The sequence below is a fragment of the Pseudomonas sp. S8 genome (assembly GCF_050473925.1).
Classification (GTDB): Bacteria; Pseudomonadota; Gammaproteobacteria; order Pseudomonadales; family Pseudomonadaceae; genus Aquipseudomonas; species Aquipseudomonas parakoreensis.
In genome coordinates this window covers 4,225,921-4,238,398 of the sequence record NZ_JBFDVZ010000016.1, presented here as the reverse complement: position 1 = coordinate 4,238,398, position 12,478 = coordinate 4,225,921, and the positions used below count along the sequence as shown (strand labels likewise).

Annotated in this window: 16 protein-coding genes; 5 read left to right on the top strand and 11 right to left on the bottom strand. The window is 60.3% G+C overall.

Features of this window, described 5'->3' with window-relative positions:
• Positions 1-11: 11 nt before the first annotated feature.
• Complete coding sequence (locus tag AB1J88_RS20190; RefSeq protein WP_131671836.1) at positions 12-443, bottom strand: OsmC family protein; 432 nt, start codon at positions 441-443, stop codon at positions 12-14.
• Positions 444-683: 240 nt separating this feature from the next.
• Here AB1J88_RS20190 and AB1J88_RS20185 point away from each other — a divergent pair, with 240 nt between their 5' ends.
• Positions 684-1,685, top strand: coding sequence for an LLM class flavin-dependent oxidoreductase (locus tag AB1J88_RS20185; protein ID WP_047297487.1), 1,002 nt, complete (start codon positions 684-686; stop codon positions 1,683-1,685).
• Between the two features lie 166 nt (positions 1,686-1,851).
• Here the strand turns inward: AB1J88_RS20185 and AB1J88_RS20180 are convergent, their stop codons facing one another.
• Positions 1,852-2,076, bottom strand: a complete 225-nt coding sequence (locus AB1J88_RS20180) for a DUF1161 domain-containing protein (protein ID WP_041074738.1) — start codon at positions 2,074-2,076, stop codon at positions 1,852-1,854.
• 124 nt (positions 2,077-2,200) lie between these two features.
• Positions 2,201-2,416 (bottom strand): dodecin, encoded by a 216-nt coding sequence (locus tag AB1J88_RS20175; protein WP_027610201.1) that lies wholly within the window; start codon positions 2,414-2,416, stop codon positions 2,201-2,203.
• A gap of 157 nt (positions 2,417-2,573) precedes the next feature.
• Here AB1J88_RS20175 and AB1J88_RS20170 point away from each other — a divergent pair, with 157 nt between their 5' ends.
• Complete coding sequence (locus tag AB1J88_RS20170) at positions 2,574-2,900, top strand: DUF883 family protein (RefSeq protein WP_003220391.1); 327 nt, start codon at positions 2,574-2,576, stop codon at positions 2,898-2,900.
• Here the strand turns inward: AB1J88_RS20170 and AB1J88_RS20165 are convergent.
• Positions 2,873-3,790, bottom strand: a complete 918-nt coding sequence (locus tag AB1J88_RS20165; RefSeq protein WP_430291826.1) for a LysR family transcriptional regulator — start codon at positions 3,788-3,790, stop codon at positions 2,873-2,875. The genes AB1J88_RS20170 and AB1J88_RS20165 overlap by 28 nt on opposite strands.
• Positions 3,791-3,903: 113 nt before the next feature.
• Between AB1J88_RS20165 and trpB the strand changes: the two genes are divergently transcribed.
• The 3 genes from trpB (at position 3,904) to AB1J88_RS20150 (ending at position 6,512) form a co-directional block, all read left to right on the top strand.
• Complete coding sequence (gene trpB / locus AB1J88_RS20160) at positions 3,904-5,136, top strand: tryptophan synthase subunit beta (protein ID WP_430291825.1); 1,233 nt, start codon at positions 3,904-3,906, stop codon at positions 5,134-5,136.
• Positions 5,136-5,948, top strand: a complete 813-nt coding sequence (gene trpA / locus AB1J88_RS20155; protein ID WP_430291824.1) for a tryptophan synthase subunit alpha — start codon at positions 5,136-5,138, stop codon at positions 5,946-5,948. The genes trpB and trpA overlap by 1 nt, the downstream gene beginning before the upstream one ends.
• Positions 5,949-6,071: 123 nt before the next feature.
• Positions 6,072-6,512 (top strand): anti-virulence regulator CigR family protein, encoded by a 441-nt coding sequence (locus AB1J88_RS20150; RefSeq protein ID WP_047297491.1) that lies wholly within the window; start codon positions 6,072-6,074, stop codon positions 6,510-6,512.
• 85 nt (positions 6,513-6,597) lie between these two features.
• On the opposite strand, the gene AB1J88_RS20145 is transcribed toward AB1J88_RS20150, so the two are convergent.
• The 7 genes from AB1J88_RS20145 to AB1J88_RS20115 form a co-directional block, all read right to left on the bottom strand.
• Positions 6,598-8,559, bottom strand: coding sequence for a DUF4105 domain-containing protein (locus tag AB1J88_RS20145; RefSeq protein ID WP_430291823.1), 1,962 nt, complete (start codon positions 8,557-8,559; stop codon positions 6,598-6,600).
• A complete protein-coding gene (locus AB1J88_RS20140; protein WP_041074727.1) occupies positions 8,556-8,876 on the bottom strand; it encodes a DUF2388 domain-containing protein in 321 nt (106 codons plus the stop codon). The genes AB1J88_RS20145 and AB1J88_RS20140 overlap by 4 nt, the downstream gene beginning before the upstream one ends.
• Positions 8,877-8,919: 43 nt before the next feature.
• The gene (locus AB1J88_RS20135; protein ID WP_041074725.1) at positions 8,920-9,228 is read right to left on the bottom strand and encodes a DUF2388 domain-containing protein; all 309 of its coding nucleotides are present in this window, start codon (positions 9,226-9,228) and stop codon (positions 8,920-8,922) included.
• A gap of 107 nt (positions 9,229-9,335) precedes the next feature.
• The gene (locus tag AB1J88_RS20130) at positions 9,336-9,653 is read right to left on the bottom strand and encodes a DUF2388 domain-containing protein (protein WP_007962831.1); all 318 of its coding nucleotides are present in this window, start codon (positions 9,651-9,653) and stop codon (positions 9,336-9,338) included.
• A 95-nt stretch (positions 9,654-9,748) separates the two neighbouring features.
• The gene (locus AB1J88_RS20125; RefSeq protein ID WP_430291822.1) at positions 9,749-10,201 is read right to left on the bottom strand and encodes a DUF1127 domain-containing protein; all 453 of its coding nucleotides are present in this window, start codon (positions 10,199-10,201) and stop codon (positions 9,749-9,751) included.
• A gap of 47 nt (positions 10,202-10,248) precedes the next feature.
• Positions 10,249-10,464 carry a DUF1127 domain-containing protein gene (locus tag AB1J88_RS20120; protein ID WP_003220409.1) on the bottom strand — a complete coding sequence of 72 codons (216 nt, stop codon included), beginning with the start codon at positions 10,462-10,464 and terminating at the stop codon, positions 10,249-10,251.
• A gap of 320 nt (positions 10,465-10,784) precedes the next feature.
• Entirely contained in the window at positions 10,785-12,278 is a 1,494-nt protein-coding gene (locus tag AB1J88_RS20115; RefSeq protein WP_430291821.1) for an acetyl-CoA hydrolase/transferase family protein, read from the bottom strand.
• Positions 12,279-12,478 lie beyond the last annotated feature (200 nt).

Here is a 12,478-nt window from a genome sequence, read left to right as displayed (position 1 = left end):
GGCTGCGCAAATCAGCTGACCAGCGAAGCCTCAAGGGTAATCTTCGCATTCAATACCTTGGATACCGGGCACCCTTCCTTGGCCTTGTTGCTCAGTTCTTCAAACTGCGCCTGAGTCGCCCCCGGGATTTTCGCCTTGAGAATCAGTTTGACTGCAGTGATAGCAAAGCCGCCATCCACTTGGTCCAGTGTGACCTCTGCCTGAGTATCGATGCTCTCGGCCTTCAGACCCGCATCACCGAGAATCATCGAAAACGCCATGGAAAAACAGCCGGCATGCGCGGCGCCGATCAGTTCTTCCGGGTTGGTGCCCTTACCGCCCTCGAAGCGGGCCTTGAAGCCGTAAGGCGCTTCTCTGAGGACGCCGGTCTCGGTAGAGATCGAGCCGATGCCGGTTTTCAGATCGCCTGCCCAATGCGCGGATGCTTTCTTCACGATAGCCATGTCTGCCTCCTCAAGATCTGGCGCGAAACGCCGCGCCGTCGTGGTTTTTGCTTGCAAGGCTTCTGAGGATAGACGCCGGGACAAAGTTCAGCTCAGGTGAATCGTTGACTTTTTTAGTAGGATTTTTCCCTCAGCTATTGAAACTCGGGTATATGCCCTCATTGCACAGAACACGCTTATGAATTCGGCAGGTTTTCGTTCGCAAGAAAAAACCTGCACCCCACTCGGAGACGCAGGTTTATGAAGCAACTGTCCGACGTAAAGTTTTCCACCCTCGATCTGGTGCCGGTGCGCGAGAACGGTAGCCCGGCGCAATCGCTGCGCAACTCGCTGGATCTGGCGCAGCACGTCGAGAAATTCGGCTACACCCGCTTCTGGGTGGCCGAGCACCACAACATGGACGGCATCGCCAGCTCCGCCACCTCGGTGCTGTTGGGATATCTGGCCGGGGGGACTTCGACGATTCGCGTAGGCTCTGGCGGGGTAATGCTGCCCAACCACGCACCGCTGGTAATCGCCGAGCAGTTCGGCACTCTTGAAAGCCTGTACCCGGGACGCATCGATCTGGGGCTGGGCCGCGCGCCCGGCTCCGATCAGATGACGGCCCGCGCTCTGCGCCGCGAACGCTCCGGCAGTGCCGACGATTTCCCGGAAGACGTTGCCGAGCTGGCGCGCTTCCTCGGCCCGCGCACTCCGGATCAACGGGTGATCGCCATGCCCGGCACCGGCACCAATGTGCCGATCTGGCTGCTCGGCTCCAGCCTGTTCAGTGCGCAACTGGCCGGTGAGCGCGGCTTGCCTTACGCCTTCGCCTCGCACTTCGCTCCACGTTTCATGCATGAGGCGATTCGCGTCTATCGCAACCACTTCAAGCCCTCGGCGGTGCTCGATAAACCGTACGTGATGCTCGGGGTACCGCTGGTGGCGGCGGATACCGATGAACAGGCCGATTACTTGGCGACCTCGGTGTATCAGCGAATTCTGGCGCTGATGCGTGGGCAGAGTCTGGTGCAGCGTCCACCGGTGAAAACCATGGACGGCCTGTGGCTGCCCCATGAGCGCGAGGCGGTGGGGGATTTCCTCGGCCTGGCGATGGTTGGCAGCCCGCAGAAGATTCGCGCGAAACTGGAAGTGCTGGTCGAGCAGACTCAGGCCGACGAGCTGATTTTCACTTGCGACCTGTATGAACACGCCGATCGCCTGCATTCCTACGAACTGCTGGCGCAGGTCATGAAAGGATAAACGCGGCGCCCTGTAGGAGCTGTCGAGTGAAACGAGGCTGCGATCTTTTGATCTGATTTTTCAAAGCCACGATCAAAAGATCGCAGCGTGCCGCAGCTCCTGCATGTAAATCATCGCCCACAAAAAAGCCGACGCCTTCGCGTCGGCTTTTGCATTTCAGGCGCGATCAACCGCGTTTGTAGACGATTTCCTTGGCGCCGCCTTCACAGGTGCCGACGACTTTGCCGTCAGCGGCCGCACCCTTGTCGACAACCTCCAGTGAATACCCGGAAACGTGCTTGGCATCCAGCTTCGCCGCAATTTCGCTTTTCAACTCTTCACAAGGCTTGCCAGCAGCAAACGCGCCACCCGCAAGGCTCAACAAACCTACTGCCAATATGAACTTCTTCATCGGTCGCACTCCCTGGTCGGATTAAAAGAGGCGGGCACCGGCTCTGCCGATGCGCTCACCTTGTAGCGCTTTGCCATTCCTATGGCACTCGGCCAGCGCGCAAGTTCAGAAGCGTAGCCCAAACTCAGCTGCTGGCAATGCGGAAGCCGACTTTGAGGGTTACCTGGAAATGCGCAGCCTTGCCGTCCTTGATGTGGCCACGCGTCTCAACCACTTCAAACCACTCCAGATGCTTGATGCTCTTGTTGGCTTCGGCCAGCGCGTTGTTGATGGCGTCTTCGATGCTGCTGGTGGACGAGCCGACCAGCTCGACTTTCTTGTAGGTGTGATGGTCACTCATGGCGATCTCCTTGACGTGTGGATTTGAGACTAGCAGTGAATCTGCACTGTTGATTTCGGCGGCTCGATGCAAGCGAAGTTCAGATTTTCTGCACTTTCTCAAACCGCTGAAGTCCCAACCAACACACGCCACTCATCACCAATGCAGGAGAGCCACCATGGCCAACACCTCTTTACGTAAAGCCTCGTTGCAAAGCATGGAAGCCGAGATCGAGAGTCTGCTCAAATCGTTGGAAAGCCTGAAGGATGACGCGTCCGACGAGTCGCGCAAGACCCTCAAGGCGCTCAAGAGCAACGCTGAAAGCGCGCTGAAACATTCGCGCAGCCTGCTCAGCGATGCCTATGAAGAAGTCAAAGTGAAAACCCGCGAGACCGGCATCGCCACCCGCGATTACGCTCAGGAACATCCTTGGACCACTGCCGGTGTGGCCGTCGGTGCAATCGGTCTGCTGGCCGCTTACCTGCTGTTCAAGCGCGGCGAGTGATCTGTCTGGCGCAGCTCGTTCTTGAGCCATTGCGCCAGTTGCCGGGCGCGCCCGTCTGCGGCGCGCTTGGGTAGCCACAACGCCAGTTGCGCCGGGGTTTCGCAGAAGCCCCACGGTGCAACCAGGCGACCGGCCTTCAAGTCTTCGGCCACCAGCGGCTCGGGCGCGATTGCCACGCCAAGTCCGGCCACTGCGGCTTCCAGCAGATAATACAAATGCTCAAAACCTTGCCCCAACTTCAACGCCTTGGCGTCGAGGTGATTTTGCTGTGCCCAGCTCGGCCAGGCTTGCGGGCGCGACGTGGTGTGCAGCAGCGGCTCGCTGAGCAAGGCTGACGCCGGCGCTGCCTGCAGGCGTTGATGACCGCTGAACAGCGGGCTCAGCACCGGGCCGATACGTTCTGCGGCCAGTTCGTAGACCTGCATGTCTACCGGCCATGGTGGCTCGGCGAAGAGCAGCAAGGCATCGAGTCCGGGACGCCGCGGGTCGAGATCGCCTTCACCGGCCGACAGATGCAAACGCAAGTCCGGCAAGTCCGCGTTGAGTCGTCCCAGGCGTGGAATAAACCAGCGCGCCAACAGACTGCCGGAGCAGCCGAGCACGAACGGCGCGTCAGCGGTGTTTTGCGTCAGCTCGGCACACACACTGCGCAACCGATCAAAGGCCTCGCCGCTGGCGTCTCGCAGACGGACCCCGGCATCTGTGAGTTTCAAGCCGCGACCATCCTTGACGAACAGGCTCACGCCCAGATGCTCTTCGAGCACTTTGAGCTGACGGCTGACTGCACCATGAGTGACGTGCAGTTGCTCGGCAGCCTGACTGACGCTGTTCAGTCGGGCGGTGGCTTCGAATGCGCGCAAGGCGTTCAGCGGGGGAAGGTCATGGCTCATGATATCTGTGAGTTTTCCTGACAGGTTGTGGCGATCTTATCGGTTTTCAGCCTGGAAGGTCAGGGGTAGAGTGGCGTCATTGTCTTCTGACCCGAATTCACCTGGAGCACATCATGACCCAGACTTCGAACACCTCCAACCTGCGCAGCGGCCCTGACGATAACGGCCTGTTCGGTGCGTTCGGCGGCCGCTACGTGGCGGAAACCCTGATGCCGTTGATCCTCGATCTGGCCCGTGAATACGAAGCGGCCAAGGAAGATCCAGCGTTTAAAGAAGAGCTGGCCTACTTCCAGCGTGACTATGTCGGGCGTCCGAGCCCGCTGTACTTCGCCGAGCGTCTGACCGAGTTCTGCGGCGGCGCGAAGATTTACCTCAAGCGCGAAGAGCTGAACCACACCGGCGCGCACAAGATCAACAACTGCATCGGCCAGATCCTGCTGGCGCGGCGCATGGGCAAGAAACGCATCATCGCCGAGACCGGTGCCGGCATGCACGGCGTGGCGACTGCTACCGTGGCCGCACGTTTCGGTCTGGATTGCGTGATCTACATGGGCACCACGGACATCGAGCGGCAGCAGGCCAACGTGTTCCGCATGAAGCTGCTGGGCGCCGAAGTGATCCCGGTGGTCGCCGGCACCGGCACCCTGAAAGACGCGATGAACGAAGCGCTGCGTGATTGGGTGACCAACGTTGACAGCACCTTCTACCTGATCGGCACCGTGGCCGGCCCGCACCCGTATCCAGCCATGGTGCGCGACTTCCAGGCGGTGATCGGCAAGGAAACCCGCGAGCAGCTGCAAGCCCAGGAAGGTCGTCTGCCGGACAGCCTGGTGGCGTGCATTGGTGGCGGTTCCAACGCCATGGGCCTGTTCCATCCGTTCCTCGACGACCAGAGCGTCGAGATCATCGGCGTCGAAGCGGCCGGTTACGGCATCGAAACCGGCAAGCATGCGGCCAGTCTGAACGGCGGCGTGCCGGGTGTGCTGCACGGTAACCGTACCTTCCTGCTGCAGGACGACGATGGCCAGATCATCGACGCCCACTCGATTTCCGCCGGCCTCGACTATCCGGGCATTGGCCCTGAGCACGCCTGGTTGCATGACATCGGCCGCGTTCAGTACACCTCGGTCACCGACGACCAAGCCCTCGCTGCGTTCCACCAGTGCTGCCGCCTCGAAGGCATCATCCCGGCACTGGAAAGCGCTCATGCGTTGGCTGAAGTGTTCAAACGCGCGCCGAAACTGCCGAAGGATCACCTGATGGTGGTCAACCTGTCCGGCCGTGGCGACAAAGACATGCAGACCGTCATGCATCACATGGAACAGTCCAAGCAGGAGAAACACTGATGAGCCGCCTGCAAACCCGTTTTGCCGACCTCAAGCAACAGAATCGCGCCGCGCTGGTGACCTTCGTCACCGCCGGTGATCCGGACTACGACACCTCGCTGGCGATTCTCAAAGGCCTGCCGGGCGCTGGCGCCGACGTGATCGAGCTGGGCATGCCGTTCACCGATCCGATGGCCGACGGTCCGGCGATTCAACTGGCGAATATCCGTGCCTTGGGCGCCAAGCAGAATCTGGTGAAAACCCTGCAAATGGTTCGCGAGTTCCGTGAAGGCAACAGCGACACGCCGCTGGTGCTGATGGGCTATTTCAACCCGATCCACATGTACGGCGTTGAACGTTTTATCGCTGATGCCAAGGAAGCGGGCGTCGACGGTCTGATCGTGGTCGACATGCCGCCGGAGCACAACGCCGAGCTGTGCGATCCGGCGCAGGTTGCCGGTCTGGATTTCATCCGCCTGACCACCCCGACCACTGACGATGCGCGTCTGCCGAAAGTGCTCAATGGCAGTTCGGGCTTCGTCTACTACGTGTCGGTGGCCGGTGTGACCGGTGCCGGTGCCGCGACTCTGGAGCATGTCGAAGAAGCCGTGGCTCGTCTGCGTCGGCATACCGACCTGCCGATCAGCATCGGCTTCGGTATCCGTACTCCTGAGCAAGCAGCGTCCATCGCCCGCCTGGCGGACGGGGTGGTGGTGGGGTCGGCACTGATCGATCACATCGCCAATGCGACCACGTCGGCCCAGGCTGTCGATGGTGTGCTGGGTCTGTGCAAGGCGCTGTCCGAAGGCGTGCGTCAGGCCCGCGTCAACTGAAGGTAAAGTTCCTGATACAGAGGAATTCGCACCTCACAACACAGCCTAAATGAGCAAGACCGAGGGATTCAGAACCACGTTCTGAATCCCTTTTTTGCTGTTGGTGCCGTGAGGAAAGACCCGATGAAAATGCCGAAACGTCTGATTGCCGGACTGGGCGTGCTGATGCTCAGCGCGACGCCGCTGCTGGCCAGCGCCGATCCACGCGATGATCATGACCACGGCGGCCCGCAACCGGGCCACTACGATAACCGTGGTGACGATCACCGTGGCCCGCAGAACGACCATCGTGGCGGCCCGCCACACGACTTCGGCCCGGTGCGGCAGACCATTCGCGACAACCACGGCTACTTCGTACGTGGCGCACCGCCGCCACCGGGCATTCATCTGGAACGCGGCCGGCCGTTGCCGCACGGTTACTACGGCGAGCGGCTGGACGGGCGGGCGCTGAGCCGTTTGCCGGTGTATCCGGGTTATGAGTGGCGCCGGGCCGGTGGGGACATTGTGCTGATCGCGGTGGGTACTGGAATCGTTTACGAAATTCTGGACGGTGTTTTGTACTGATTTACAGGCAGTAAAAAGATCGTAGCCTGCGGCAGCTCCTACATTTATCTCTGTAGGAGCTGCCGCAGGCTGCGATCTTTTGCTTTTAAGGCAACTCCAGTCCGCCGGACGCCTTGTGCAGTTTGCGCAGGTGCTCGCCGATCTGCTTCACGTTGGCTTCGCTGGCGGCAATCTCGGCCGCTCGCTTGGGCTCCAGCAACTTGCGCACTTCCTTGTCCAGATCGCCACTCAGCGCCAGCAGTTGTTTCTGGCGTTGGCTGCTTTCGTCTTGCAGGCGCTTGAACTCGCTCGGTTGCGGCAAACCGTAACCGCGGCTGTCGAGCAGTTCCGCCGGACGACTGAGGAAGCCGCTGTTGGCGAGAATTTCCTGCAGGGTCGCGTTGGCCTTGTCCATGCCACCGTTCTCCAGCTCCCGGGCACCGAGGTAGCGTTGCTTGACCTCATCCTGGGCCAGCAGCAACTGGCGGCGATAACTCGCCTGTTCCAGCAGCAACAACGCTGCACTGGTGCGCAGGTCTGCGCGCTCGAACCACTGCCGGCGTTCTTCGGCAGACAGCGATAGCCAGTCCTCGACGGTGGTCTGTTTGATCGGCAGCTGCTTTTTCAACACATCGAACATCGCCTGATAGCGATCGCGGAACGAGTCGAAGCGATAGCCCAGGCGCAAGGCTTCCTTGGGGTCGTCCAGCACGCTGGTGTCGGCCAGGCCACGACCTTTCAATACTTCCAGCAAGCCATTGGGCATGATGCTGTCCAGACCGACCAATTGCTTGTTGTTGCTGCCGCTGCGTAACAGCTTGAGACTTTCCACGGCGCAGTTGTTGGACAGGAAGAAGTAGTTGCCGTCGTAACTCCAGTGCATCTCGGCGGCGTGTTCGACCACCTCTTCAATTTCCTTGCGCGACAGGTTCAGCGGTACCGAAGCGAGGCTGCGCAGTTCCGTCTTGGTGTATTCGTCGATGACCTGTGCGAGTGGCAGCACGAACAGCCGTGACGGGTACTTGCCGACCAGTCCGTCCCAGCTCGACAGCTGCACGTCACCGACAAAGGCGCGGTACGACAACACCAGATGCTGGTCGAGGTCGAGCCGGCAATCCGGGCCCCGTGGTCGCCCCGGCGCACAGATCACCAGGCGCAGCATGCTGTGGCCCCAGCGGCTGACCCAGTTCTGGTTGGCCTCAGCCAGCAAATAATCGACGGCATACACCCGCTCCGGGTCGACCTGGCCCAAGGGCTGTTTGGCGAAGTCGTTGCCGGCGTTGAGAAAGGCGAAGGTATTGCTGCAGATGTCCTTGGCCGGTGGTGCCCAGCCGAAGCGCTCCTTGTAGTAGCGATAGAGCGCAGGACGTCGGCAGGCGTAGCTCGGGTCGAGGAGGAAATACTCCATGTTGACCGCGACAAACTCTTTCGGACTGGAAATCTCGTACAGATCCGGGCTGCGGGCCACCTGGCGGTTGTGCTGTTCACGCTCGCCGCGCCGCCCGACGTACTGTTGCCAGCCGGCGAGGTCGAGCAGGCGCGGGTCATCGCTGAGGGTGAAGCGGCGTTCAGTCTGGCCGCGACACTCGTCGGGAATGCCGATCAGGCCGGCGCTGTTGCTGCGGCGAGTGCAGCGTTGGATCAGCGTGCGCTCGGCGGCGGGCCACAGGCGCGCGCGGTCATAAATGTGGGTGAGCTCGTGCAACACGGTTGCCAGCAGCTCCTGGCGCACGGTGCCGTGAGGGCGATTGGTCTTTTCTTTGGCCGCGCTGCCGTCGGTGAGGCCAGCGAGCAGTTTGCGGTTCAGGTCGAGTTCGGCAACCAGGGTCGCCTGGCCGTAGGCATTGCCGGGCATGTCGTCGGACCAGCCGACGTCGATGCGCCGGTCCAGCTGTTCGACGAAGCTGGGCGGCAGCTTCTGCATCGCTTCATCGAGCAGCGCCTGACTGGCCTGTTGCTGGGCGGGGCTCAGACCGTCGGTCTTGAGCCGCAATTGCAGGCTGGCGTGGGCGCTGTTGCCAAGCAGCAACAACGCCCCGGCCAGTAGCCAGGCGCCGAGTGACTTCACAGGGCAAGAATGGCTTCGGCGAGCACCTGATCGCTGGCGTCGCGGGCTTCCGGCACGCGGGTGCGCAAGGTGTTGAGGGCGGCTTCCAGGTGAGCACCACGGATATCGCCGTTGGTGGCAACAAAGCTGGCGGCATCGTCATGGGCTTCGCGGATGATTTTCGAATCGCGAATCGACGTGGTGGTATCGGAGGTGAAATCGATGGTGCGCTGGGAGGCACGAACGATGATGTTACTGGTGGCTACCAGGGTGTGCGCCTGGGCCACGTCGGCCAATACAAACAGGCCAAGGGCGGCAGCAATCAGCGGGCTACGCATGGAACGACTCCGGAAGGGCAATGATAACGAAGGACTGAGATAACTATTGGACGAGAATTGCCTGTGCCAGTTCAAGGTCGCTGACATGAAGTTTCGGTCGGGATTTGCGCAAGTAATGCAGGGCGGATTCGAGCTGCGCGCCGCGCAATTCACCGTCACTGGCAACAAACGCCGCCGCGTCATCATGAGCGGCGATGATCAGTTTACGGTCGAATGGCGCGGAAGACACCATTCCGGTGGCCCAGACCGTCACCACCGTATTTTGCGTGGAGACATCAAAGGCATCGACCGACGTCGCCCAGCAGGCGCTGAACAAGGCACAGGGAATAAGCAGGTTGGTCAGAAAACGCATGGGACTCGATAACGGCTAGCGAATCTCAAGGCTAGCGCAATGCCCGGGCCAGAGCCAGTGGCGAAACATCGGGACACGACTGGCGTGCCCCGTCCGGCAACGTCCGATCAGATCGCCAGAATGGCTTGCGCCAGTTGGAAGTCGGTCGCGTTCAGTTGTGGTGCCTGGTGGCGGATCAGGTCCAGGGCGCTTTCCAGTTTCACGCCGCGGATCTGGCCTTCGCTGGCGACGAAGCTGGCTGCGTCATCACGCGCGGCGATCACGACCTTGTTGTCACGCAGCGAAGAGCTGACGTCGGACGTGGCGTCCGAGGAGGACTTCAGCGCGCCAACCACGGCGTCGGTGGTGACGATGAAGCTCGAGGCGCTGGCGTTGGCAGCCACGGCCAGCAAGGCGGCAGCGCTGAGCAGGCGAAGACGGGACATGGTGTATCTCCTGATAGTAAACCGTATTGAGAGGTGGCTTGTGTCTGAGACTCAGACGCGGGTTACGGAAGATTCGCCACGTTCTGGCATGGATATTAGGCCTGCGCGCAAGGTTCGGACAGTGGGCAGAATGCTAGCGCCAGAAGGGTTTCTCCAGCTCGTTGCCGATCGGCGTGGTTCAGACCCAGATCCGCGAGGTCGCGCTGCCCCATCTGGGCCAACAGACGCCGCGTCCTGGCGCGCTCCAATCCCTGCCATAGGCTACGAACCAGGCGCCGCAGCAGGTGCGAGTGAATGAGGGGTTGAATCGACGCTGTCGAAACATCCTGTAAGTCTTTCATGGCATTTTCCTTAAGCCGAGGAGGGTTAAGGACAGGCTGCGCCCGATGCAGTTTTGCCGGCAGATACACCGATGAAGAATTGTACTGGTTCAGATTTTGATTATTTAGAACTGTACCTGTTGTTTGAACAACCTGCTGTAAGGGCCTTGCGAACCCTGAAACGACAAGACCCGTCGCGGTTTCCCGCGACGGGTCTTGTGTGTTCAATTCGGGTTGCTGGCGGTGGGTCTAACGACCAGAGCCAGCGACGCTACTTAGCGCCAGAACGGCTTGCTCAGCTCTTCGTAGCGTTGTGCTTCGCTGATACCGGCGTCAGCCAGCAGACGCGAATCCAGACGAGCCAGTTGGTGGCGGCTGGAGATGCGGCGCTGCCACAACATCAGGTTGGCGATAACGCGCAGAGGCAGGGAAGCCTGGGTTTTTGCAGCTTTGTCTTCGAAGAACAGTTCGGAACTGAGTGTACGTTCCATGGTTGACATCCTTCCGCTTGTGGCGGGATCAGGTAGTGGTTTAACTGGTGCCCATGATCCTCTCGTTTGCCTAGTCTCTCTAGATACAGTTCAACTGTATTGTGAGTGACCAGTTAACTGTTTATAGGTGGTGTATGGGTCAAAATTGAGCAAACTGTACCTGTCCGCACTTTTGTGGTGCGTTATTGCTCAAATGGAGAGAGGGAGTAGGCAAAAGCCGTAGGAAACAACCAGTACAGCAGTACAGTTTTTGTCGAGTGGGAGGGATTAAAAAACCGCTGACACAAACTGTGTTTGCATCAGCGGTTTGACTGTACGAATTACACCGCGAGCATGCGACCGGTTTCTTCCAGATTCATGTGCCAGCTCAAAGCTTCGCGGAGGATGTGCGGGGTATGACCGCCGATGGCGCAGGCGGCGGTGAAGTAGTCATTCAGCGCCTCGCGGTAATCGGGGTGCACGCAGTTATCGATAATCACCCGGGCACGTTCGCGCGGGGCCAGGCCGCGCAGGTCGGCCAGACCGATTTCGGTCACCAGGATGTCGACGTCATGCTCGGTGTGGTCGACGTGGCTGACCATCGGCACCACGCTGGAAATCGCCCCGCCCTTGGCGATCGATTTGGTCACGAACACCGCGAGGTGCGCGTTGCGCGCGAAATCACCCGAGCCACCGATGCCGTTCATCATCCGTGTGCCGCAGACGTGGGTAGAGTTGACGTTACCGTAGATGTCGAACTCCAGCGCGGTGTTGATGCCGATGATGCCCAGACGACGCACCACTTCCGGGTGGTTGGAGATCTCCTGCGGACGCAGCACCAGTTTGTCCTTGTACTTCTCCAGATTGCCGAACACATCGCTGTTGCGTCGCTCCGACAACGTGATCGAGCTGCCCGAGGCGAAGCTCAGCTTGCCGGCGTCGATCAGGTCGAAGGTCGAGTCCTGCAGTACTTCGGAATACATGGTCAGGTCTTCGAACGGCGAGTCGATCAGGCCGCACATTACCGCGTTGGCAATGTTGCCGATCCCGGCCTGCAACGGGCCAAGCTTGTTGGTCATGCGTCCGGCATCGACCTCCTGCTTGAAGAAGGTGATCAGGTGTTCGGCAATGGCGTTGGTGTCGACATCCGGGGTCGACACCGTGGACGGCGAATCCGCCTGCTGGGTAATGACGATGGCGACAATCTTCTCTGGTGGAATCGGGATCGCCGTGCTGCCGATGCGATCGTCGACTTTTACCAACGGGATCGGCGTGCGCGTCGGGCGGTAGGTCGGGATATAGATGTCATGCAGGCCTTCGAGGTTGGCGTTGTGCGCCAGGTTGATCTCGACAATTACCTGTTTGGCAAAAATCGCGAAGCTGGCCGAGTTGCCCACCGAGGTAGTCGGCACGATGTGGCCCTGCTCGGTGATGGCCACGGCTTCGATCACTGCGATGTCCGGCAGCTTCAGTTGCTGATTGCGCAGTTGCTCGACGGTTTCCGACAGGTGCTGGTCGATGAACATCACTTCGCCGGCGTTGATTGCCTTGCGCAAGGTGCTGTCGACCTGAAATGGCATGCGCCGCGACAGCACGCCGGCCTCGGTCAGCTGTTTGTCGAGGTCGTTGCCCAGGCTGGCGCCGGTCATCAGGCTGATCTTCAGCGGCGTGACCTTGGCTCGCTCGGCCAATGCGTGAGGGACGGCTTTGGCTTCGCCGGCGCGGGTGAAGCCGCTCATGCCGACGGTCATACCGTCTTCAATCAGCGCGGCGGCGTCGGCGGCGCTCATCACTTTATCCAACAACGAAGGCAGGCGAATACGGTCACGGTACATGGGTTATTTTCTCGGGAAGCGAGTATCAGGATGCGCAGTCTAGTGAATTTCGCGGGCGCCTGTCCCGCTACCAAGGTCGCAAACGAGGCGTCTATTTAGCGGGTTTGAAGTAAAACACCGTTACCGGATCTGCAACAACGCGGCAAATTGTCCGACGCTTTGCGAAAACGAAAACGCCCCGACAAGTCGGGGCGTCCGGT

Bases quoted from the DNA above. Each gene is read 5' to 3' on its own strand.
- AB1J88_RS20190 (WP_131671836.1), bottom strand. From the start codon at position 443: ATGGCTATCGTGAAGAAAGCATCCGCGCATTGGGCAGGCGATCTGAAA.
- AB1J88_RS20185 (WP_047297487.1), top strand. From the start codon at position 684: ATGAAGCAACTGTCCGACGTAAAGTTTTCCACCCTCGATCTGGTGCCG.
- AB1J88_RS20180 (WP_041074738.1), bottom strand. From the start codon at position 2,076: ATGAAGAAGTTCATATTGGCAGTAGGTTTGTTGAGCCTTGCGGGTGGC.
- AB1J88_RS20175 (WP_027610201.1), bottom strand. From the start codon at position 2,416: ATGAGTGACCATCACACCTACAAGAAAGTCGAGCTGGTCGGCTCGTCC.
- AB1J88_RS20170 (WP_003220391.1), top strand. From the start codon at position 2,574: ATGGCCAACACCTCTTTACGTAAAGCCTCGTTGCAAAGCATGGAAGCC.
- AB1J88_RS20165 (WP_430291826.1), bottom strand. From the start codon at position 3,790: ATGAGCCATGACCTTCCCCCGCTGAACGCCTTGCGCGCATTCGAAGCC.
- trpB (WP_430291825.1), top strand. From the start codon at position 3,904: ATGACCCAGACTTCGAACACCTCCAACCTGCGCAGCGGCCCTGACGAT.
- trpA (WP_430291824.1), top strand. From the start codon at position 5,136: ATGAGCCGCCTGCAAACCCGTTTTGCCGACCTCAAGCAACAGAATCGC.
- AB1J88_RS20150 (WP_047297491.1), top strand. From the start codon at position 6,072: ATGAAAATGCCGAAACGTCTGATTGCCGGACTGGGCGTGCTGATGCTC.
- AB1J88_RS20140 (WP_041074727.1), bottom strand. From the start codon at position 8,876: ATGCGTAGCCCGCTGATTGCTGCCGCCCTTGGCCTGTTTGTATTGGCC.
- AB1J88_RS20135 (WP_041074725.1), bottom strand. From the start codon at position 9,228: ATGCGTTTTCTGACCAACCTGCTTATTCCCTGTGCCTTGTTCAGCGCC.
- AB1J88_RS20130 (WP_007962831.1), bottom strand. From the start codon at position 9,653: ATGTCCCGTCTTCGCCTGCTCAGCGCTGCCGCCTTGCTGGCCGTGGCT.
- AB1J88_RS20120 (WP_003220409.1), bottom strand. From the start codon at position 10,464: ATGGAACGTACACTCAGTTCCGAACTGTTCTTCGAAGACAAAGCTGCA.
- AB1J88_RS20115 (WP_430291821.1), bottom strand. From the start codon at position 12,278: ATGTACCGTGACCGTATTCGCCTGCCTTCGTTGTTGGATAAAGTGATG.